Here is a 21,612-nt window from a genome sequence, read left to right on the forward strand (position 1 = left end):
TTCCTCTAATTTAAATTTTGGGCATAAAAAAGCCGTGCCTAAAGACACGGCTTTAAGAGCTTGGTATTTGATTCATAAGTGAAGAAAAATATTTGGCCTTGTTCTGTAATATTTAGGTTAATTTATAAAAAGGAGAACTATTGATCTTAAGCAAGCATTCGCAGCGCCTGTTCGAGCCCACGCTGCTTCAACCCAGCACCTGCGCCAAACCATGCTGAATCGAGTCGGTGATCTTGACTCATAGCCCGGCGTTCATGATCGGCAAATTCTGTAATACTGCATAGCAAACCATAAGCGGTATCTTTAGCTGAACTCAGTTCTGCCCCACGGCCATGACCATTAAACATGGTCATGACTTTCGACATGGCACGTCCATTCGGCTCAGTCTTGTTTTCAGCTTTAGGGGCTGAATTAGCTTGGGTAGCGACATTGCGGTAAAACTGAATAATACCTTCGTCCTGCTCATTCGGACTCAAGCTACTATTGTTAAACACGGCATCAAAATAAGCTGCTGCCTCACTTTGAGTGACTTTACGCTGGCTGAGCTGTTTCATTTCATACATATGTTCATCCCATGCCCGGACAGAAATTCCCAACTGCTGTTTAATCTTTTGGGCATCAAAACGAGTGCTGTGCGGGACTTTGACCACACCTGCACTGCTGTTCTGTCCTTTTAACGCAATCGCTAAGGTGTTATTGCACACCACACGGATTGAAGTGAACTGTGCAGTTGTCGCTAGTGTTCCATCACAGCCCGTAGCCAATAAGATATAGCCATTACTGACATCTTTACCTTTGAGTGCTGCTGTCTGCCCGGTTTTAGCCAAAGCCCAGAATTTTTTTCCGCCTTTGAGTACCCCAGCTGTTTCTAGCTCAAAACCTGATTGTTCAGTGAGATCTCGGTAGAACTCTAACACCTCTGCAGGCTGGACTTCCTGATAACGCTGACTGACCACGGATAATGGTGCATGGGTATCCGAGCGGTAAAGTACACGCTGTTCCTCGAAAGGCATGATGATGCTTTGCCCGCGTTCGTTTTGCGCCATGTAGCTGACATTGGATGATTCAATACGCCAATCCATGCCTGCCTGTTTCGCCCAGACTTCAATCGGCTGATTTTGCGACAGTTGATTGCCAAGACCGTGCCAAGGGGTTTCGCCGACATAAGCCATTTTTTCAATTAAATGTGCCATATACTTATTTCCTTTTAATTTTTACTGACTATTCAAATTAGGGGGATTAAAAACAACTACCGTCTAAATTCCATCAAATCTAGTTAAAGTAGTGTCCGCACTCCAAACAATGGTGATGTACTTGCGGCTGAGATTCATCTTTCATCAGGGTTTCGGAATGCTGCTCGTGGATGTGTTTCAAGATGCAGGCTGCACAGCCAACTGCCCCACCGATTAAAGCCCCAAATACATAAATCATCGTACGCTGCCCCTTAATCAGTCGAGCGCTAGATGCACCCATCGCGGCATAATTCACAACGTTCTGAATCAGATTTTGAATAGGCGGCTTTAAAGATCTTGGCTGCTGAAATTCAATGGATGTAGAAAGTTGAAGGCCGACCCTTTCAATTTGGTCACCGCCACATGCAGGACAAATAATTAAATTCATCTTTATTTCCTTAAAGTTTAGACATAAAAAAAGCCGAGTCCTTCATGGACTCGGCTTTTTGATTCGTTGATTTTACTGTCTTAACAAATGAGCTCGCTAGTTAAAGCTATAACTTACCGTTCCTTCAGTGGTTTCAATATCCACCTGTACCACATTGGCAAAGCTGCATTTAGTGATTCTTAATCTAGCAAGTTGCCCCATCTGAAAATGCAATGGAAAGTTAAATCTTCGATCATGACCGATAAAGCCGCACTGTCCGTTATTGACTATGACATTCGTCACCTCTATCGGTTCAGCTGTATTAGAACGAATGGAAATCACTGGAGTACTCCACGAGTACAAACCCGCTTCATTTAACTCTACTGAAAACATATCAGGATCAAGACTTGAACTGCAGCCTTGTAAAGTCAGTACAGATATACATGCCAATACAGCAAAGCTCAGATTTTTAAATAAGTTGTTCATTATAAATTTTTCCTAAATCGTGTATTCAAATGTAGATATATACTTTCCCGTCAATTGGCATTGAGAAGAGAAAGCCATTACATCTGGGTAATATGTATTTGAAATTTCTTTATTTTTAAAAAGCACTAAAATACAAATTTTTCATTTTCACCCATGACCCAAATACTGAAGCTCATCAGGTTCTTTAGGAATTTCTGGCTTAACGTATTTTTGTAATAATGATTCTGGAGATAAATAGTTTTCTAGGCCAAACTTAAATTTCCATATCGGTGATGTCAGCACGTCTTTAAAAGGTATTGTGTCAATTTCCTCAACAGCATCATTGTTTTTCCAGAATACATTGACCGCACTTTTTTGCTTAAATGTATTCGGCTTAATGATTGGGGAGAGATACAATCTAGAGGTATAGTTCTGCTGATCAGGATTGCCATAACGTACTAAATAAAAAAATATCCCATCCAAATTCAAGGTGTTATTTTTGGGTGTAAATACATAGCCGATGTTAAGTTGTCCAAAGTTTTCTGCGAGAGTCTTTGCTAAATCAGGCGGAACCTTGATGATTAGTTCTGATTTAACCACAGAGGAAACATATCGGCTTTTCTGTTTAAAGTTAATTGTCATTAACTCTTTATCAGCATTATATTGGTAAGCGCTTTCGCTTCCGATTGAAGTAATATCAGGAGCAATATAATTCAACACTCTTTCCAATAATTCAACATCATAGTCGATTACATTATTTAGGGAATTTTGCTGAGCTTGCTTAACTCGTTCCTCATAATGCTGTGTTTTTTCAAATTCCTGTTTGGGTTTAACCTTTGGTACTTGTAAGGCACGTATATAGTTTATGGCGAGATTGTTAGCATATTTGAAATATTCATCATTACTCAAATCGACTAACATATTGTTGTCTAAGTTATGCCCCGGCATTCCAATAACAAGAAGCTGACTCTTATCTAAATGTAATTGTTTCTTGATAAATTCATGATTGTCGGGGAAGAATCAATCATTCTCAAGCTTGCTCGGTTCTTTGTAATGGAGCACATTCATTTTTTCAGGGTAAAAGTAAATCAAATTACTTCGCAGTACATCACTGTCTATTTTCTCCCAACTTTGATCAGGACTGATTTCCGCTTTCGGTACAATCACGACTGATGTTTCAGTAACACTCTGCAAAGCTTCTTTGCTTTCTGTTGTTTGCTCTTCTACAGCAGGATCACTTTCAGGCTGATCTTTACTAGAGCAGGCGCCCAGTCCCATCAATAAAATACATAAAGACAGATACTTTAATTTTGTTGTCATCGTGCATCATTCTCTTTCTTTGTCCATAAGTGCCTCTCAGCAATCGCAAAGCTGGACTTATAGCGGTTTGATGTTCTTCTTGGAGTTCTGCCTTTTCTTCTGATGTAACTGTTGCGTAGAATGAGTTGATCTACAAATCAGCGATAAAATAATTCAGATGTGCAGGCCAATAAAGGAACAAGCGCCTTTACTGAGCGTCCCCCAATTGCTAAATTTTTAAAATGCGGTTCTATCTTGCGAAGACAACGCCACAGAGAGTACTGGGGTAAAAAAGAGAATGAGAATTTAATAATGTAGTACGCATGGCGGACTCCTTTGGGTATAAAGAAGTTTCACCACATTACTGTCAAATAATGGTGGCGAAACGAAAGAGGGTTGACAGACTGATACCCAAAAAGATCAGCACATCCGAAGATGTCCCCCTCCCGTTCCGCCGCAGAGGGGGCACGTAGGGATGCCCACAAAAAAGAGAGACTTTTTCGTGTGCTTTGGGTAAACGGTCTGTCAAAACCGACTGACCATATGGGCCAGCAGGTCAAGGATAATTGGCAGGATTTAAAGTGTCAACGTTGTATTTTTACTAGAATAATCAATTGAGTGTTTTCGCTATACTTCTGATTCAGAATGACTATTGAATAATCAATATCATCTAAACTTCAACTGAGGCTTCAATCTCAACATGAATTAGACAACATACTCAATTATAATGGTGTTTAGCTTTATTAAAGGAATCTGTATATGCAGAGTTTGACGTGTATTGGAGGTCCACTGTATGGGCTCGAATATTCACACTCGCAGGATTCATTTAGATACATTGATAAGCAAACAGGCAAAGAAACCCTTTACTGTAAGCTAATCTTAGACTTTACCCCACCTCAAGCATTCTTCATTGCAGAATCAATGTCTCCGGATTTTGCTTATGCGCTGGCATTACAACTGATGGGGCAAAAATCTCATTCATAGCTTTGTGTTTTATCTCAATTTGTGATCATGCTACGTTCACTGATCTTGTGACTAATCCTACATACTTCCCACCCGATCACCGGTTAACTTAATCAGCTAAGGAAAACTGGCATTCCATTACGTTAAATTAGGAATTATGGGAATAAATAGTGGTACATAAGCCTAAGTTCAATACTGTACGTATCGAAAGTCCCATCTATCCACTAGATTGAATACAGAGATCTATCTATTTTCATTGACTTGGATGAGCCCCAATCACCGTTTCTTGCCATTGAAGATTTTAAAACCACGTGTTGTGATACATATCTTATTCATCTGCTCATTTACGCTCGTCAGCGTATCAGGTAAGTCACTAAGATCATCCAATGGATTTTTAGGCTCAGGAAAGTTCAAAAGCCCATCTGGGTTATATCCAAAGGGATTACCCTGTGGTTTCTGTACTTCTTCATCTGGAATGTCAAATAAAATACCCATACCGTACGTAACATCTTGCCACAGTCTTAGAAGATCAATTGAATAGTCAATATCATCAGAATACAAGACTGTTTGAAAGGTGAGGTAGAATCTAATCACGTAACAGTTTCGAGTTGTGTCGCGAATTAAGTGATAATAACTAAATATCACTTGTGAGCGAAACCATGGCAGGAATGTTAACTTCTTTTCAAATTCTCTAAATGATTGAATTACCTGATCGACTGATAGCAACAGTTCAGTACCTGCTGGATAACTCAGATAAAATTTTAAATCAGGCGCATCTACGCTCAATTTGCTGACTTCACAATAAAGGTCACGTAAATGATTAACTCTCTTCTCGTATTGCTCATTAGTTTGATTTAAAGTCTCATGGAAACCAGTAGTTACAAATAACAGTTTCAATTTACTTAAAATATACTCAGCTAGCCATTTCGCAGTATGTTTGGCTGTTGGATTAAAATAATGCTGACGCGAATCGATTTGCTGTAAGACGGTAAAATAGGCGTTTCTGAATTGTGTCACCCAGAAACTGCAATCTGAATCTCGATGATGAAACATCAGCTCATTCCACTCTCGAAAGTACTCTAGTAATACTTGAGCCGTTTGTTCAATGATTTTCTGAATATGTTCATCATGAGTCATGGGCGGGATGGGTGAACCAAATCGCACTTGAGTAAAGAAGTTGTGTATATCTTGCTCTAAACGTGGTGCAGTCTGGTGTTCAATGTAGGTAATGTCCATGGAGAGTCCTATAAAGTGATATTTTTCATAGAACTGTCCACTCCATATTTTTTTACAGTTAAATGACGATTGGCTCATCCAATAAATCATCTACATCTTGTTCAGACCAAATTCCTACTTCTGCTGATATTGGATGATTGATCTTGTACTTACGACCATGCTCGCGGTAAATTCCTTTAAAGAAAGTTCTTTTATTCGATGGCTTAATCAACATCCTCTGCATGAACTTTTCAGGCTGAGTGAGATAACGGGCAACATTCAAAGCATTCCGCTCTTCTAAAGACTGATAACGATGAATCATGCCTATCCCTAATAAGCCTCGATCAGCGTATTGTTTTTTCTTTTCAGGGGTATTGTTATTTAGTCCGTAACCTAAGCCTTGAGTGATCTTTTGCCACTTTTGAATCACTTCATCAGCCAAGTACCAATCCTTACAACGCTCAGAACCGTTGTAGATCAGCATTAAATGTGCATGGTAGCCTTTTGTAACACCCTGCTCTAATGCCAGCCCATAACCCAAAAGATGCTTAAAACAGCCATTCTTATCTTTCAATAAATTACGCACTGACTCAATATGGTTATAGAAATCCTGCACCGTAATATTTGACATAGATACTTTTAAATATCCCAAATCAACACGCACAATCAAGACTTTATAATGATCTTTAAGAATCCTCTGCACATAAGCTAGAAAACTCTTTTGGTTATCAGTTTCCTGCCCTTCAAACATTCGAATTTCATCTAGGTATAGAGACCTATGACGTCTCAACTGATTTCGAAGATTAGATACTTCTCTATATCGTAACTGTGTCAGATATTCGTTAATCCCTAAATCACCTCGACTAGCGTCAACTAAGCGCACCATTTCTTTAAACGCGCCAATCAAAGTACAGTATTCAATATCCGCCTGGTCAAAAACCTTAAATGCAGGAATCAATTTGCACAGGTGATAAATGAACGATGTATCACATAGCTCAATATTCAATAAGTAATCAACAAAGTTAGTCACTGCATTCATTACAGCTGCTTGATGAGAGAGATCGTATTGCAACATCTGAAGATTCCTTAGTTATTTTTGATGCATAACTAAGGAGTTACAGTTATTTATTATGTATGTGTGATCTACACTGTTGATATCTATGATCTGTATAAGTAAATAAATTTATAATTAGTTTATTAATTAATAATATTATTTACCGACTTGGTCTACAAACCAACTGGAACAAAACTAATCTGTATATAAGGTAGTGTACTTTTCGCTCTCACAAAATTCTTGCAATTTTACTCAAATATCTATTTACGAGAGTTAAGGCAGAAATTAGCTTTTATTTTTTTAGGATTGAACAGTCCATACAGCTTCTGATCCGCTAAGCTTAGGTCCAACTCTTTGCTTTTAAGTGCATACTCAACAGGATCAACTGAAATTCGCTCTAACTCAAGTATATGAAAAGCATCTTGTTCAGTATTTTGCTTTAACTCTTCAGCACCATATCGACAAAAATAAACTCGGTCACAAAGGCTTGCTTTTTGTAATGGTAATCCCACAAGATCAAAATATACTTTTGAACTTACTAACTTGCACACATCTTTGATGATAAGCATCATTTCGCTACGTAATAGGGTTTGGCTTATGGCATATAAGATTTTTGCTCTTGATTCTTCAACTAGCTGCTTCAGTGGAATTTGTATAACCTGAGTGTTTTCTTCACAGGAAGTTAGCTGAGATTTAACTTCAGGTAATGTAATTTTAGTTAAATTCCTATCAAACCAATCTAGTAATGATCTTGGCATTGGTGAATTCCCCCACACTTGTGCTTGATCTAAATTTGAAATTTTTATCTGAAGTAAATAGTTAAGTAAGAAATCAATTCTAGTAACATTCGATTGATCAGTGTTCAATGATGATTTCCCCATGCGGAAGCTGGGTAAAATAAGTTGTATATACTGACCAAAATTCTTTTCGAATTTACTCACAAAATTAAACTCTTCTCGAATCTCATAGCTCAGTTTGCTTTGAATAATTTGATAATTAGTTTCATCGGATACTTTGGCAAGCTCTTTCACAACACTATCGCAAGGGTGTGATGCTTTGTTTGCTTGATCAAATGCAGCCAGATACTGTATAAAATTAAAAGCTTGCTCTACGACAGATGTATATTCATTGGGTAATTTCAAAAAGTAATAATGTCCAAATATCCTCTTTTTACTCCAAATGGAGGCTGAGAGATTTAAGCAATACACCGGAGCAACAGAATTAAGTAAATTATTATTCAATGTTCCATCTAGTTTGGAGCGAAGAATCCCCATGTCAAATAAATCAGCAATTGCTCTTTGCAATGCATTACGGCTCATTCCAGTCCATTTAGATAATTCATAAGTTCCGACATCAAAAATGATCCCATTAGAATCACTAGACAGCACCATGTTCACTAAAACAAGCCACTGCTTATAATTGAGTTCCAACAACTCATTAGCATTTTTTTGCTTATGGCTAATTTTGACATCAAACATTAAACCAAATAAAACTTCCAAAAAATCATGTCGTGGATGACTAGCTACAAGCTCAGAAGCAGTTTTTTTTAACCTCATTTTTTTTATACTTTGTTTACCCAATTTTTTCTCTTTTAACTCTAATGCAGATTGATCACTATCTTTTGCTTTATCTAAAGCAACAATCAACTGGTCAGATGGTTTTCCCCCCCATTGATAACCTACTTGTCTCGGTAGAAGTACTTTATTCAGTTTTATAACTTTTTCTTCTGCCCGTTCGCATAACCCTTTTTCAACCAATACATCCAATGTTTTTTTTAATGTTAACCAATTCACTTTCACGTCTTCAGCCAAAGCCTTCAGATCCGATATTAAAATTTTACGACCTCCATAACAGACCAATAATCTTAGATAAATTATCCGATCTATTGGAGATAAAGTAGTTTCCATCTGCCTTAGCATAAGTATTGAAATTGATCTTAGTTCCCCCTGTCTATTTAGCTTATTCTTGGATTTTTTCATAAAAACAACTATTAAAAATTAAATAACAATTAGTTTAATTTAATATATAATGTTTATTAACATAATTAATTAAATATCGTTTTAATCATTTACTTAATGATTAAAAATCGATTTATCGGATATAAAAATGGAGCCAATATGGGCCGTCCTCAAATTTATTTAAAAGATTGGTGTTTAGAAGATAGTCTACTTAAAGCAGAATTCTTGAAAAACGAATCGGAAAATCCGATAGGTCTAGTTATCAAAGATCCCCAGCAAGGCTACATTCCAAATTTCAATAACTACCCTCAATTTAAGACAGGAATTTTTAATCTTGGGATGCTGAGGAATGGCACACAAGTTCGAATCACGCAAAGCTGCTATGAAAAATTAAAAGCTAAATTCCGCACTTTTAAGAAAAAAGACAAAGACAAAGACAAAGTTAAGAAGCAATATTATCTAGACCGTAAAACTGCGAATTTTTTATCTAAATTTAAAGAAAAAAACCACTTTGATCGTGAAGAGATTGTCATTGAATATCTAGTCAGCAATAAACAGAACCAAGAACTACAAAATGAACACTTTAAAAAAATAGACCAATCAACTATTCGTGTTCAAAACTTAAAAAATGAATTGGAAAATAATAAAAACTTATGTGCACAAGCCCTAAAAGATACACAAAATTTACGTATTCGCATTGATGCATTAGACGACCTCTTAGCCAGAGCATATATTTTAAATGACTTCTTTAAAGAGACTTTACAAAAGAACGGAGTTAATTTTAACCGACCTATAATTGATGATGAGACTGTTGAAAAGTATAAATTTGAAATAAGAAATAATTTAAGAACCTACTTAGATTGAAAAGTAGTAGAAACTAGCGCTTTTATATATTCTTGTTAGTTACATTCTTATTTTAATGGGCACTAAATTACACTTAGCTGTATTAGCTCAAACCTAATCTGACAGTTACCCGTTTTTTATTGTGTCTGTCAGGTTAAATTTGATCTAGATTTTTCTCCTTGTGATTTATTTTAACCAAGCACTCACTTTTGTCCCATACCACTCCATAATCTTTACACGCTCATCCCAATACTGTGCTCGGTTATATGCAGAACGAATACGGTTCTGTGGCACATGCGCAAGCTGACGCTCAATTGCATCTGAATTAAACAAATTTGACTCATTCAGTACTGTACTAAATAGCGATCTAAAACCATGGGTTGTCATTCGACCTGTATAACCAGAACGCTTAATTACAGCTAAAATTGTTTCACTACGCATAGGTTCTTTATTGTTTAAACGATGTGGGAATAATAGATCTTGGTTGTGAGTCAAACGTAGTGCCTGAAGCTCATCAATCATCATATCTGTTAAGGGTACACGATGGGGTAAACCATTCTTCATACGCTCAGCAGGGATATCCCACTTACGTTCTTCAAGATCAAATTCTTCCCAACGTGCTTGCAACAACTCACTTACTCGAACGCCAGTCAACATAACCAGAATGATTGCATGGTGAGTCTGAGCATCTGCTGGATAGGCTTTAATCCTTCTAAGAAATTCAGGCATTTCACTTTCAGGTAATGACGCTAAATTCTTCACTTTTTTATTCTTAAGCGCATAAACCAAATCACTGGCTGGATTGTCATATCGGTAGCCGTGGGCTATGGCATATTTCATCACCATACCGCATCGAGATAGCGTGCGTTTAGCTACTTCAGTAGAACCTCTAGCTTCAATTTTTTTAATAACCTGCAAGATCTCAGGTGCCTGAATCTGATTGATTCGTTTATTTGCAAGTGTACCGTAAAGCTCGTCCAAAGAAGCTCGTACATTACTAATATGTTTAGATGACCAAGTCTCTCTTTGGTTATCAAACCAATCTTCTGCCACCTCTTTAAAAAATGGCTTGATGTCTTCGTATAAGACTGACTTGGAATGCTTGTATTTCAGCTCAAGGGCAAGCTCTCTTGCTTTCTTTAAGCTCATATCAGGATATGGACCCAGTGACTCTGACTTGCGCTTACCATGAACGGTATAGCGCACATTCCAATATTTTTGCCCTGCTGGTGTAACCAATAGAGATAAGCCATTTTCATCAGAAAGACGATAACGCTTATCTTGGGTCTGTGCTTTTCTGCATTCCGTATCTGTGAGTTTCATCTGTATATACCCTTTATCAAGACTAAAAATAATTGGGTAAATTTTCCCAATAATTACCCACAAAAGGCAAAAATTGGGTCACACAGCTTAGGATAGGATCGGACAATATAACCAATAAAAAAGCCCTTAAACATTGAATTTAAGGGCTTTTTCACATTCAGTCGAACATCTCTGAATTGAATTTTGGTGGAGATGGCGGGAGTTGAACCCGCGTCCGCCAGCACTACGCTCGAGAATACTACATGCTTAGATATCGTCTATTGATTTAGCTCTTTGTGACCCGACGAACAGGGTACAAATCGCGATCCTTTAAGATTTAGTATAAGACCCCAAGGCTTGATCTTATACGGACTTGTGTGCGTTCGCTTCAGTCGGGACCCCTAACCACAAGTATTCAGGGATGCGGACAAGCTGCCCTTAGGCAGCTAGAGCGTAAGTTTCGTCGTTTGCGACTAAAATATGCAAATTTGATTTACGAGAGAAAATGCGCTCTCGACATGCATCTATGAGTTTCATCACCAGCGTCGAAGCCAGAAACATCCCCAAAGTAGCGTCATCATAGCATAACTTCAAAAAATTGCGATGCAATTTCGAAACAATTACACATTGATCTGCGCTTAATTACATAATTGCGTTAATATTTTATTTTTCAAGACCGCAAAAGAAAAATATATGAGCTATTTATTGGCACTCGATCAAGGAACGACTTCAAGTCGTGCGATCATTTTTAACGAACATGGACAAGTTCAAGCTACAGCTCAACGGGAAACCCATATTCAAACCCCGCATTCGGGGTGGGTGGAGCAAGATGCTCAAGAAATTTGGAGTACACAAATTGCCGTCGTGCAACAAGCACTCGCTTCTGCTCGTATCCTCGCAAAAGATATTAAAGCCATTGGACTGACCAATCAGCGTGAAACCACTGTGGTTTGGGATAAACGCACAGGTCAACCGCTTGCTCCTGCAATTGTCTGGCAAGACCGCCGTGCCACAGAATGGTGTGGACGACTGACCCAGCAAAACCTTAATGACCTCATTCACAAAAAGACCGGTTTACGTATTGACCCCTATTTTAGTGCTGGGAAATTGGTCTGGTTATTAGAACACACTCAAGGTCTACGTGAACTCGCTGAGCAAGGTCATGCGGCTTTCGGTACGATTGACAGTTGGTTGGTGTGGAACCTGACACAAGGTGCAGAGCATGTGATTGAAGCCAGCAATGCCTCACGAACCATGCTGATGAACTTACAGCAACAAGCTTGGGATGAAGAACTCTTAGAATTATTCGATATTCCCCTGTCGGTCCTTCCTAAAATCATCAGTTCAGATGAATATATTGCGGATACCGCTACAGGTTTACTTGGCGCAAACATTCCCATTACCGGCATTTTAGGTGATCAGCAATCTGCGTTATTTGGACAGTCATGCTTTGACGCAGGAACAGCAAAAAATACCTATGGTACCGGCTGTTTCATGCTCTTTAACACCGGCACTGAAGTTCAATATAGCCACAATAAATTACTCTCAACCCTTGCATGGCAAGCTCAAAGTCAAGCCCATTATGCACTAGAAGGCAGTGTGTTTATGGCTGGCGCAATCGTGCAATGGCTAAGAGACGGTTTAGGGATTATTCAAAAAAGTAGTGATGTTGAGAAACTCGCGTGCCAAGTGGAGCATACCGATGGCGTGGTTTTGGTTCCTGCCTTTACTGGGCTAGGCGCTCCGCATTGGGATAGTGATGCCCGTGCCCTCCTCTGTGGAATGTCACGTGGTACAAATAAATCCCACATAGCTCGTGCCGCCTTAGAGGCCATTGCCTTTCAAGTGTCGGATGTATTGACCGCCATGCAGTCAGACCTGTCTAGTCCACTTAAAGAACTCCGGGTCGATGGAGGTGCCAGTAGCAATGATATGCTGATGCAATTTCAGGCCGATATTTTAAATGTGCCTGTACTGCGTCCTAAACTCTTAGAATCAACATCATGGGGCGCTGCCGCAATGGCCGGACTCAAAGCGGGTGTGTTTTCAAATCTTGATGAAATTGCCGCTTCATGGCAATTAGAACGTGCTTTTGAACCAAAAATGAATGCCGATCAACGTGAATTTCATTTGGCCCAGTGGCAATCTGCACTCAAACGGGCGCGCTCGGACCTTTAATTTTTTTCAATCTACACCGTGCGCAATAAAAATAACCGCTCATTCGAGCGGTTTTTTTATACTTGATAATATTTAATGTGCATGACCACCACCCACACCTGCTTTAGGCCGTGGGCAGAGCCAAATGATGAGTGCAGCGAATATAAAGACACCCGTCAAGACTAAAAACACATGATTGGATGAAAGCGTTAAGGCTTCTTTATCCACCAAACTGGAGATGTAACCCAATGCGGCTTCTGAACTCATTCCATGATTCACCAAGGTATTTTGTACCTCAGTAACATGTAAATTACTGACCATTTCACTGCGTGCAACTTTGGTGTGATCATCCCAAATGGTTACTGCAATCGACGCTCCAATTGCCCCAGCCATGGTTCTTAAGAAGTTCATCAAACCTGCCGCAGATGCCATGTCTTGTGGCAATACCGATGCCAAGGCCATATTGGACAAAGGAATAAAGAAAAATGGCACGGCAAAACCTTGTAATATTTGCGGTAAAGCCAAGGCCATAAAGTCTGCATCCGTAGTCCAAAAGGCGCGCATAAGGGTTACACCGCCCAAGATACTTAAACCAAAACTCGCCAAAGCACGTTGATCGTATTTGGTTGCAAGCTTCGCAACAATTGGCGACATGGTCAAACTACCGACGCCCATCGTTGCAGTGAGATAACCTGCCCATGTTGCGGTATAGCCCAAGTTGATTTGTAACCACTGCGGAATCAGGACAATACTGCCAAAGAAGGCACCAAAACCAAAGGCCAAAGCCAAGACCGAAATGGTAAAACTTCGGTACTTAAACAGCAGTATATTCACCACTGGATGCCGCTCAGTCAGCTCCCAAATCGTGAAAACGATCAGCCCAACAAATGCCGTCAGTGCCAGCACCACAATAAATGGATTATTAAACCAATCTCGTTCATGGCCCAAGTCCAACATCAACTGCAATGCACCGATCCACAACACCAACAGCAACAAACCTCCACGGTCTATTTTCAATTTTTGTGTAGGGGTTTCAGCCGTTTTCAGTAAGCGCATCGCTGCGATTGCACAGCCGATCCCAACTGGAATATTGATAAAGAAAATCCAATGCCAAGATAAATTATCACTGATCGTACCACCCAAAATTGGACCTAAAATAGGGCCAACTACAGTGGTCATTGCCCACATCCCCATGGCTTGGGATTGCTTTTCAGGAGGGAAAATGCGCATTAACAACGTTTGGCTCAGTGGCATAATCGGGCCACCAAATAAGCCTTGCCCAATTCGGCAAAACACCAACATTTCCAAACTGGTCGATAAACCACACAGTATCGAAAATACAGTAAAGCCAAATAGGCTAATCACAAAAACCCGTACAGAACCAAAGCGCCCAGCGAGCCAACCGGTTAATGGCACACAAATCGCTTCTGCCACGGCATAGGAAGTAATGACCCAAGTCCCTTGGGATGCCGATACTGCAAGGCTACCGGTAATATGTGGTACAGATACATTGGCAATGGTCATGTCGAGCACAACCATAAAGTTCGCCAAAGCCAAGACCAAGGCAGCGAGAATCAGACGACCACCTTTCAGGTCAGTCATTTGCATTTGCTGATTCATAGGCAATTACTTCGATTTCAGGTCAATCGTCGCTTCCATAGACAGCCCCACACGTAGTGGGTGTTCTGCCAACTCTTTTGGATCTAAATGAATCCTCACAGGTAAACGCTGTACTACTTTAATCCAGTTGCCCGTGGCATTTTGTGCTGGAATCAAGGCAAATGCTGAGCCTGTGCCACCAGAAAAACCGGTCACTGTGCCATTAAATTTAACTTTGTCACCATACAGATCAGACGTCAGTTCAACTTTTTGACCCGCTTGCACCCCTGCCAATTGACTTTCTTTAAAGTTGGCATCGACATATAACTGAGAGATAGGCACCACCATCATTAATGACGTTCCGGGTGCAATGCGTTGCCCAACTTGAATATTACGACGTGTCACCACACCATCAAAGGGTGCTTTGATTTGTGTACGTTCTAAGTCCAACTGGGCTTGTTGTAGACGTGCTTGTGCAACTAAAACATCTGGGGTTGAATTTTCATTGCTGTCTTGAATTAATGCATCATTCGCCGCTTTATTACTTTGTGCCGCTTTTTGACTAGATTTGGCTTGAGCAAGTCCTGCTTTTGCCACATCAAAACTGGCTTTAGCAGTATTCACAGCACTTTGCGCTGTGCTTAATTCTTCTTTAGAAATCGCACCCGAAGCAGCCAATTGTTGACGACGTTGTAATTCATCTTGTGCTTTATTCAGATCGGCTTGTGCCTTGGCGACTTGTGCGCTTGCACTATGAATTGCATCATCACTGACAAAGATTTGTGAGTTTAAAGAACTACTATTCGCCGCAGTTTGTTTGTATTGGCGTTTTGCTTTAAGTAATTCAGCCTGTGCCTGAGCTAAGGCAATTTCAGCATCACGAGCATCAATGCGGACGAGCACATCGCCTTTTTTTACTTGCTGCGTATCACTCACCAAAACATCTGCCACTTGCCCTGTAACCATCGAGGTAATCGATGCTGTTTCTGCTCCGACATAGGCATTATCGGTACTGACTGAATGATTCAGAAATATTGACCAAATCAAATACATCACCAAAGCAATCACGATCAATACAGCCACTATACCAAGGCCTTTTTTTCTGCGTGCTTTTAATTCCTGATCGGTGGGCTGCTCTGTAGATGGGGTTTCTGGCAGGTTACTAACGGTATCTGTCATAGATTTGTCCTAAATCTAGCAGACTTGGTCATGGCATCATGAGCTTTGCAAAGCATGTCAACTTTGCTGTCAGATAATGGTGTCGTGAGAAAGTCTATCTTCTTCAATTTTCCGGCATTTTAAAGCTAAAAAATCATATCCTGAGAATAGAAAATGTAACTCGTCAGTCTTTTTTTCGTCGGCAACAGGATAAAATCATGCCCTGCTGCCAATACTGGACTTTATTTTTTCATCATTTTGAATGTGTTAACTTAAAAATGGCTTAATAAGCATACGATGCAATCGCTGTTGCAATCGCTTTACCTTCATCATTGACCATGGTCATACGCATGGTGCAGCCCTTACGACCTAAACGTAAGGTTTCAGCTCGTGCAACAAAATACTGTCCACGTCCTGGCGCTAAATAATCCACACGCATATCGACGGTCGCTAAGCGAGATACCTTTTTACTCGTTTCTGCTAGATCTTCAGCTGTGGCCTTTTTATACAATTCTGCCATTGCAGAGATACCACCGATACTGTCGAGTAAGGTTGCCGCTACACCACCATGTAAAATTTGGAATGCGACATTTCCAATTAAATTACTGGCCATATCCACACGTGCTTCGATCTGACCATCGATCACCGTCATTTTCATGGCATTGTGTACAAAAAATGGGGAGCTGTTAAATGCTTGAGCAATGTTATTTAATAAAGTATCGATTTCATTCTTCGAGTTTAGGTCAATATTACCGGTCCAACTCTTATTTACATCTGTCATAGCCTACTCGAATCGCTGTCATTGAATAAAAAAATAATACGGGGTGCGCCAAACCCTCATTATGCGTCTACAATAGTCAAAGTTTAATACTGATCAATGAGATTGTTATGACCTATACGTTCAATCGTCCAGCTTTTCCTGCCACTCGCATGCGTCGCATTCGTAAAAATGACCAGCTTCGTGCCATGGTGCGTGAAACTCAACTGACGACTGATCATCTCATTTATCCAGTATTTGTGTTGCCAGGCCAGCAACAAACTCAAGATATTCCAAGCATGCCAAACGTACAGCGTCTATCTGCTGACTTGTTACTAAGAAAGGCAGAACGTTTACTCGAATTGGGTGTTTCAAAATTAGCTTTGTTCCCAGTTACACCACAGGAAGATAAAAGCTTAACTGCTGAAGCAGCTTGGCATGAAGATGGCTTAGTCCAAAGCACCATCCGTTTATTAAAAAAAGAACTACCAGAAATGGTTCTCATCACTGATGGTGCGCTCGACCCATACACCACACATGGTCAAGACGGTATCATTGATGATACCGGCTATGTACTGAATGATGAAACCGTTGAATGCTTAATTAAACAAGCGCTCAGCCATGCCGAAGCGGGTGCAGATGTGGTTGCACCAAGTGACATGATGGATGGTCGTATCGGTGCAATTCGCCAAGCCCTTGAAGCCAATGGCCATATCTATACCAACATCATGGCTTATTCTGCAAAATATGCGTCTAGCTTTTACGGGCCATTCCGTGATGCGGTAGGTTCTTCAAGCAACCTCAAAGGTGGCAATAAATATAACTATCAAATGGACATCGGTAACCGTGCAGAAGCTTTACATGAAATCGCACTGGATATCCAAGAAGGCGCCGACATGGTGATTGTAAAACCGGGTATGCCGTATTTAGATATCGTCCGTGAAGTCAAAGATAATTTCGGTGTTCCAACATTTGTCTATCAAGTGAGTGGCGAATACGCCATGTTGGCAGGTGCCATTCAAAATGGTTGGCTATCTGAAAACGTGATTATCGAATCGCTTATGAGCTGCCGCCGTGCAGGTGCAGATGGGATCTGGACTTACTTTGCTGAAGATGCAGCACTCATGTTGAAAGACATGAAATAACCTGCAAAGCCTTCCTGAAATGGTAACGTTCAGGAAGGCTTTTTTATATCTGTAAAATTTAAAAAACAGTCTTGGAAGAAAAACTTCGGCGTTGCTGAAGTTAAGATCAAACTCATACATTCATCGGTTAAAAGAACATGAATATTGCCATTATTGGGGCGGGTATTAGTGGTTTACTCAGCGCATTGGAACTCGTTGAACGCGGTTGTACGGTGACGATTTTTGACCAACAACGCACAGGTTCTGCCGCATCTTGGGCTGGTGGTGGCATCCTCTCCCCGATGTATCCTTGGCGATATCCCAATGAAGTCAATGCGCTCGCACGTTATGGCAAGCAGAGCTACCAAAAATGGAATGAAAAATTAAAACCGATCACTGGGATTGATTTTGAAATTCATGAAACTGGCATGTTGATTTTTGATGAAGATGATTTTGAAATTGGCTTAGATTATGCCCGTTTGCACCAAGACCCAATGCAACAGTCGGAATATTTACAATCCGAGCAAATTGAGCAGATTAATCCTCACATTTCAGCACGCTTTGCACATGGCATTTATTTTTCGCAATTAGCCAACATCCGTAATCCGCGACTTTTGCAGTCATTAACGGCTTATTTACAGCAGCATCCCAAAGTGATCATTCATGAACATTGCCCGATCCGCCAATTAAACCGTTCGGACAATCGTATCCAGTCCATCACCACCGCAGATGGCAAACAACATACAGCTGATCAATTCGTTATTGCCACGGGCGCTTGGTCAGCCGCATGGAGTGAACAACTAGACATTGAGATACCCGTACAACCCGTGCAGGGACAAATGCTTCTCTTTAAAACTCCGCAGAACTGGTTGCCGACCATGTGCATGAATAAAGTCATGTACTTGATTCCACGCCAAGACGGTCATGTGGTTTGCGGCTCAAGTATGCGCCAATGTGGCTTTGATACTCAGACAACAAATACAACCTTGCAGCATATTCAAGAATCATGCTTTGACATGGTGCCAGAGCTTGCCAACTTTCCGATTGTGAAGTCTTGGGCTGGCCTGCGTCCATCTTCCCCTGAAGGGATTCCGTATATTGGGCAGATGCCAAATTTCGACAATCTATGGGCAAACTTTGGGCATTTTAGAAATGGTTTATGCATGGGACCTGCTTCAGCTCAGTTATTGGCTGAACTGATGACTGGGGAAACGCCTTCATTCAATGCAGACCACTATAGTCCGAGTCGCCTGTTTCAAGATGCATTGTTAAGCGTCGAATAATGGTCGATCCGTCAAATTCAACTAAGCCAATAAATCCTGCAAGGCTTCTTTTAACGTCGGAAATTTAAACTCAAAGCCTTGCTGTAATAATGCGGCTGGCTGAACCAATTGACCATTTAAAATTAATTGCGATTGCTCACCCAATAAAATTTTAAAAACAATTGCAGGCACATTGAGCCATGGCTTTTTCGCTAATTGACGTGCTGCAATCTGCGCAAACTGAGCCTGCGTCGATTTTTCAGGCGCAACTAAATTAAAAATATGCGGATCGATTGGCGTGGGTTCAAGCAACGCATGTTTTTTCTCAGCTTGTTTCATTAAAAACAGCATACTTCGGATCACATCTTGTATGTGTATCCACACAAAAGGCTGCCGACCGGAACCTATTTTGTTGACCAAATTGAGCTGAATCGGTCGCAGCATTTGCGGTAAGATCCCGCCACCTTCAGCCAAGACCACACCTAGTCGTGTGATAATGGTATTTTGTTCAGGAAATTGGCGTGTGACTTGCTCCCAACTTTGGCATAGCTCTGACATAAAAATGGCTTGTGGTGCAGCATTTTCATCGCACACTTTTGTCCATTGTTCTTCAATATCAATACCATAATAGCCAACAGCTGAACCTGAAATAATGCATTTCGGAAAAATTTTACGTTTTCGTAAATATTGATACAGCGCTTCTGTGGTTTTGACTCGACTTTCTAATAATTGCTGTTTACGCGTTTCTGTCCAGCGACCTTTGCCGATACTTTCACCTGCAAGATTAATCACATAATCAATTCTGTCATGAGGAATTTGATCGAGCTGCTGTACCCAAGTTAAATGTGGTGATTTAGAAATACGCCCAGTCTTACGACTGAGCCCAATCACTTTATAATCCGCAGCTAAAAGTGCCTTGATGAGATGTGTGCCAATAAAACCGCTGCCACCCGTCATCAGTACTGTGGGCTGATGCATAATTTGTTCTTATCTATATGAAATAATACTATTATCTATAGAACAAGATCACCAAACGATCAAGCTTTATGCACCAAACTTTTGAGCAGCCATCCGCTGTGCTTGCGGACCATAAAACCAATAGGTGATTAAATACAAAGGGATAGCCATCAGTAACAACATGATCACCATTAAACTCATAAACTGAGGATGTTGAATATAGAGCATTAAATTTTGCCAAATTTCAGGATCTTTTCTTGAAAAAATTGCGATACCCAAAAGTACAAAAGCTAAATTATATAACCAAAAAATCATGCTAAAACCTAAGGTAAATTTTTTACGTTCTGCCTGTGTCGGTGCTCTATGATTTTTATTTAAAAACCGAAATAACACCACGATCATGGCAATCAGATAGGGTACGACCGTTAAAATACCACCCACACCCTGTGGCAATAATGCAGCGATCACACCGCAAATACAGGTCATGATTAAACAAATGAAAAAAAACAATAAAAAATAACGTGTTAAAGACACCATGACCCTAACCCAAGAAGAAGTTGACACCTAGTATAAAAAAAAATGCATTTTTTTTCATTTTCATGTCAACCAATCTGTAATCGACTACGTTATATAGGGTACAAGGTCTGTAGCAACCGATGATTTGGACGGCATCCACAATGTTTCGGTGGCCTTTTTAAAAGCAATAAGTTTCATTTTGAATTTAAGTATGAACAGCAGCCATCACTTAAATTTAAAATCGATTTTTTGACCGACGATTTCATCATCACTCGAATCGTCGGTCTTTTATTTTGTGCCTCATGCATTTAGCATCGAATTTAATTTTTATATTCTACACTCAAAAAAAATCAGCCGATAAAATATCGACTGACTGAAAAATCTATGCAACTTTAAAATAAGTCACAACTGTAAATCTATGTTATGCAGCACAGTAGCGATTACGCCCCTGTCTTTTGGCTATATAGAGGTTTTTATCAACTTGATCCAGAAATTGCATTGGATTATCCAGATCTGAAGGAATAATGGTTTTTACCCCCATGCTGAGTGTGACGAGTTCCGACACTGCTGAGGCTTTATGCGGTAATCGTGCAGCACGCACGGCATCCATAATTCTATCAGCCATCACTGCTGCTGCGGCTTCATTGGTCTCTGGTAAAATCCAAGCAAATTCCTCGCCACCAAAACGCGCAACTAAATCACGAGGTCGTGTACAACAAGATTCCAAACTTTTAGCAATTTGACGCAGACAGGTATCCCCAATCACATGACCATTCAAGTCATTGTATTGTTTAAAATAATCTAAATCGATCAAAATTAAACTCAGCGGCTTTTGCGTTCGGATTGCGTTTAACCATTCACGCTGGTAAAAGTCATCAAACAAACGTCGATTTGCAATACCAGTTAAGCCATCTTTATATGAATATTCTTCGAGCTGACGTTGCAATTTTTGTAGTTGTTCCTCTTGTTTTTTCCGCTCGGAAATATCAAACATAAAGCCGACAAGACAATCTACATCACCATTTGGTTTACGCACGACATGAACAACATCACGTATCCAAAGATATGAACCATCTTCTTTAAGTGCACGATAATCTGCTTCATGATCTATACCAGCCATCGACTGTGAAACACAATAATTCAGTACATAATTACGGTCTTCCTCGTGCATACGTGATGCCCAATCATCTACCGTTTTCCAACTACTTTGTTTCCAACCGAGTAACTTTTCAATTTGCGGTCCAATATAACTAAATGTTTTACTGTCCCAATCAATACACCAAGGAATGGCTAATGTAGACTCTAATAAAGTCTTATACACCATACTATTTGCAAGTTTTTCTTCATCAAAAGGATTATTTGGCATGTTGCATCTCCTGCTACC

At 40.1% G+C, this 21,612-nt stretch carries 20 protein-coding genes and 1 other RNA gene; 5 read left to right on the forward strand and 16 right to left on the reverse strand.

The features are described from left to right. Positions 1-146 precede the first annotated feature (146 nt). The 5 genes from LXF01_RS12625 to LXF01_RS12645 all read right to left on the reverse strand — a co-directional run bounded on the left by LXF01_RS12625 (position 147) and on the right by LXF01_RS12645 (position 3,384). Positions 147-1,193: a DUF932 domain-containing protein gene (locus LXF01_RS12625; protein ID WP_233944480.1), complete on the reverse strand. Its 1,047-nt coding sequence runs from the start codon at positions 1,191-1,193 to the stop codon at positions 147-149. 79 nt (positions 1,194-1,272) lie between these two features. Beyond that, entirely contained in the window at positions 1,273-1,620 is a 348-nt protein-coding gene (locus tag LXF01_RS12630) for a hypothetical protein (RefSeq protein ID WP_233944481.1), read from the reverse strand. A gap of 96 nt (positions 1,621-1,716) precedes the next feature. Then, entirely contained in the window at positions 1,717-2,085 is a 369-nt protein-coding gene (locus tag LXF01_RS12635) for a hypothetical protein (RefSeq protein ID WP_233944482.1), read from the reverse strand. 147 nt (positions 2,086-2,232) lie between these two features. After that, complete coding sequence (locus tag LXF01_RS12640) at positions 2,233-2,985, reverse strand: hypothetical protein (RefSeq protein WP_233944483.1); 753 nt, start codon at positions 2,983-2,985, stop codon at positions 2,233-2,235. Between the two features lie 99 nt (positions 2,986-3,084). Beyond that, positions 3,085-3,384, reverse strand: a complete 300-nt coding sequence (locus LXF01_RS12645; RefSeq protein WP_233944484.1) for a hypothetical protein — start codon at positions 3,382-3,384, stop codon at positions 3,085-3,087. Between the two features lie 738 nt (positions 3,385-4,122). Here LXF01_RS12645 and LXF01_RS12650 point away from each other — a divergent pair. After that, positions 4,123-4,347, forward strand: a complete 225-nt coding sequence (locus LXF01_RS12650; RefSeq protein WP_233944485.1) for a hypothetical protein — start codon at positions 4,123-4,125, stop codon at positions 4,345-4,347. Between the two features lie 255 nt (positions 4,348-4,602). Here LXF01_RS12650 and LXF01_RS12655 read toward each other — a convergent pair whose 3' ends face one another. The 3 genes from LXF01_RS12655 to LXF01_RS12665 all read right to left on the reverse strand — a co-directional run bounded on the left by LXF01_RS12655 (position 4,603) and on the right by LXF01_RS12665 (position 8,502). Beyond that, positions 4,603-5,562 (reverse strand): hypothetical protein, encoded by a 960-nt coding sequence (locus LXF01_RS12655; protein ID WP_233944486.1) that lies wholly within the window; start codon positions 5,560-5,562, stop codon positions 4,603-4,605. A 58-nt stretch (positions 5,563-5,620) separates the two neighbouring features. Beyond that, entirely contained in the window at positions 5,621-6,616 is a 996-nt protein-coding gene (locus LXF01_RS12660) for an inovirus-type Gp2 protein (RefSeq protein WP_233944487.1), read from the reverse strand. Between the two features lie 239 nt (positions 6,617-6,855). Next, positions 6,856-8,502, reverse strand: coding sequence for a hypothetical protein (locus LXF01_RS12665; RefSeq protein WP_180115497.1), 1,647 nt, complete (start codon positions 8,500-8,502; stop codon positions 6,856-6,858). A gap of 210 nt (positions 8,503-8,712) precedes the next feature. Between LXF01_RS12665 and LXF01_RS12670 the strand changes: the two genes are divergently transcribed. Continuing rightward, positions 8,713-9,417: a hypothetical protein gene (locus LXF01_RS12670; protein ID WP_180115498.1), complete on the forward strand. Its 705-nt coding sequence runs from the start codon at positions 8,713-8,715 to the stop codon at positions 9,415-9,417. A gap of 165 nt (positions 9,418-9,582) precedes the next feature. On the opposite strand, the gene LXF01_RS12675 is transcribed toward LXF01_RS12670, so the two are convergent. Together LXF01_RS12675 and ssrA are read right to left on the reverse strand one after the other, a co-directional pair. After that, complete coding sequence (locus LXF01_RS12675) at positions 9,583-10,719, reverse strand: tyrosine-type recombinase/integrase (RefSeq protein ID WP_180115499.1); 1,137 nt, start codon at positions 10,717-10,719, stop codon at positions 9,583-9,585. 184 nt (positions 10,720-10,903) lie between these two features. Beyond that, positions 10,904-11,263: a transfer-messenger RNA gene (gene ssrA / locus LXF01_RS12680) on the reverse strand. Positions 11,264-11,391: 128 nt separating this feature from the next. On the opposite strand from ssrA, the gene glpK reads away from it, so the two are divergent. Then, positions 11,392-12,876: a glycerol kinase GlpK gene (gene glpK / locus LXF01_RS12685; RefSeq protein ID WP_233944488.1), complete on the forward strand. Its 1,485-nt coding sequence runs from the start codon at positions 11,392-11,394 to the stop codon at positions 12,874-12,876. Positions 12,877-12,948: 72 nt separating this feature from the next. Here the strand turns inward: glpK and LXF01_RS12690 are convergent, their stop codons facing one another. From LXF01_RS12690 to LXF01_RS12700, 3 genes are all read right to left on the reverse strand, one after another. Next, the gene (locus LXF01_RS12690; RefSeq protein ID WP_233944489.1) at positions 12,949-14,475 is read right to left on the reverse strand and encodes a DHA2 family efflux MFS transporter permease subunit; all 1,527 of its coding nucleotides are present in this window, start codon (positions 14,473-14,475) and stop codon (positions 12,949-12,951) included. Positions 14,476-14,481: 6 nt separating this feature from the next. After that, positions 14,482-15,633 (reverse strand): efflux RND transporter periplasmic adaptor subunit, encoded by a 1,152-nt coding sequence (locus tag LXF01_RS12695; protein ID WP_233944490.1) that lies wholly within the window; start codon positions 15,631-15,633, stop codon positions 14,482-14,484. A 262-nt stretch (positions 15,634-15,895) separates the two neighbouring features. Then, positions 15,896-16,393, reverse strand: coding sequence for a thioesterase family protein (locus LXF01_RS12700; RefSeq protein ID WP_180102395.1), 498 nt, complete (start codon positions 16,391-16,393; stop codon positions 15,896-15,898). Between the two features lie 107 nt (positions 16,394-16,500). Here LXF01_RS12700 and hemB point away from each other — a divergent pair, with 107 nt between their 5' ends. Both hemB and thiO read left to right on the forward strand, forming a co-directional pair. After that, entirely contained in the window at positions 16,501-17,514 is a 1,014-nt protein-coding gene (hemB, locus tag LXF01_RS12705) for a porphobilinogen synthase (RefSeq protein WP_111885258.1), read from the forward strand. Between the two features lie 137 nt (positions 17,515-17,651). After that, positions 17,652-18,776, forward strand: a complete 1,125-nt coding sequence (thiO, locus tag LXF01_RS12710; protein WP_233944491.1) for a glycine oxidase ThiO — start codon at positions 17,652-17,654, stop codon at positions 18,774-18,776. Between the two features lie 21 nt (positions 18,777-18,797). Here the strand turns inward: thiO and LXF01_RS12715 are convergent, their stop codons facing one another. The 3 genes from LXF01_RS12715 to LXF01_RS12725 form a co-directional block, all read right to left on the reverse strand. Beyond that, entirely contained in the window at positions 18,798-19,733 is a 936-nt protein-coding gene (locus LXF01_RS12715) for a TIGR01777 family oxidoreductase (RefSeq protein WP_233944492.1), read from the reverse strand. Between the two features lie 66 nt (positions 19,734-19,799). Then, on the reverse strand, positions 19,800-20,249 hold the full coding sequence (locus LXF01_RS12720; protein WP_233944493.1) for an ABZJ_00895 family protein: 450 nt from the start codon (positions 20,247-20,249) through the stop codon (positions 19,800-19,802). 400 nt (positions 20,250-20,649) lie between these two features. After that, a complete protein-coding gene (locus LXF01_RS12725; RefSeq protein ID WP_180035482.1) occupies positions 20,650-21,594 on the reverse strand; it encodes a GGDEF domain-containing protein in 945 nt (314 codons plus the stop codon). Positions 21,595-21,612 lie beyond the last annotated feature (18 nt).

It is taken from the genome of Acinetobacter sp. SH20PTE14 (assembly GCF_021391555.1).
GTDB lineage: Bacteria > Pseudomonadota > Gammaproteobacteria > Pseudomonadales > Moraxellaceae > Acinetobacter > Acinetobacter amyesii.

Excerpts from the sequence above, each read along its gene's own strand:
- LXF01_RS12625 (WP_233944480.1), bottom strand. The coding sequence starts at position 1,193 with ATGGCACATTTAATTGAAAAAATGGCTTATGTCGGCGAAACCCCTTGG.
- LXF01_RS12630 (WP_233944481.1), bottom strand. The coding sequence starts at position 1,620 with ATGAATTTAATTATTTGTCCTGCATGTGGCGGTGACCAAATTGAAAGG.
- LXF01_RS12635 (WP_233944482.1), bottom strand. The coding sequence starts at position 2,085 with ATGAACAACTTATTTAAAAATCTGAGCTTTGCTGTATTGGCATGTATA.
- LXF01_RS12640 (WP_233944483.1), bottom strand. The coding sequence starts at position 2,985 with ATGTTAGTCGATTTGAGTAATGATGAATATTTCAAATATGCTAACAAT.
- LXF01_RS12645 (WP_233944484.1), bottom strand. The coding sequence starts at position 3,384 with ATGACAACAAAATTAAAGTATCTGTCTTTATGTATTTTATTGATGGGA.
- LXF01_RS12650 (WP_233944485.1), top strand. The coding sequence starts at position 4,123 with ATGCAGAGTTTGACGTGTATTGGAGGTCCACTGTATGGGCTCGAATAT.
- LXF01_RS12655 (WP_233944486.1), bottom strand. The coding sequence starts at position 5,562 with ATGGACATTACCTACATTGAACACCAGACTGCACCACGTTTAGAGCAA.
- LXF01_RS12660 (WP_233944487.1), bottom strand. The coding sequence starts at position 6,616 with ATGTTGCAATACGATCTCTCTCATCAAGCAGCTGTAATGAATGCAGTG.
- LXF01_RS12665 (WP_180115497.1), bottom strand. The coding sequence starts at position 8,502 with ATGGAAACTACTTTATCTCCAATAGATCGGATAATTTATCTAAGATTA.
- LXF01_RS12670 (WP_180115498.1), top strand. The coding sequence starts at position 8,713 with ATGGGCCGTCCTCAAATTTATTTAAAAGATTGGTGTTTAGAAGATAGT.
- LXF01_RS12675 (WP_180115499.1), bottom strand. The coding sequence starts at position 10,719 with ATGAAACTCACAGATACGGAATGCAGAAAAGCACAGACCCAAGATAAG.
- glpK (WP_233944488.1), top strand. The coding sequence starts at position 11,392 with ATGAGCTATTTATTGGCACTCGATCAAGGAACGACTTCAAGTCGTGCG.
- LXF01_RS12690 (WP_233944489.1), bottom strand. The coding sequence starts at position 14,475 with ATGAATCAGCAAATGCAAATGACTGACCTGAAAGGTGGTCGTCTGATT.
- LXF01_RS12695 (WP_233944490.1), bottom strand. The coding sequence starts at position 15,633 with ATGACAGATACCGTTAGTAACCTGCCAGAAACCCCATCTACAGAGCAG.
- LXF01_RS12700 (WP_180102395.1), bottom strand. The coding sequence starts at position 16,393 with ATGACAGATGTAAATAAGAGTTGGACCGGTAATATTGACCTAAACTCG.
- hemB (WP_111885258.1), top strand. The coding sequence starts at position 16,501 with ATGACCTATACGTTCAATCGTCCAGCTTTTCCTGCCACTCGCATGCGT.
- thiO (WP_233944491.1), top strand. The coding sequence starts at position 17,652 with ATGAATATTGCCATTATTGGGGCGGGTATTAGTGGTTTACTCAGCGCA.
- LXF01_RS12715 (WP_233944492.1), bottom strand. The coding sequence starts at position 19,733 with ATGCATCAGCCCACAGTACTGATGACGGGTGGCAGCGGTTTTATTGGC.
- LXF01_RS12720 (WP_233944493.1), bottom strand. The coding sequence starts at position 20,249 with ATGGTGTCTTTAACACGTTATTTTTTATTGTTTTTTTTCATTTGTTTA.
- LXF01_RS12725 (WP_180035482.1), bottom strand. The coding sequence starts at position 21,594 with ATGCCAAATAATCCTTTTGATGAAGAAAAACTTGCAAATAGTATGGTG.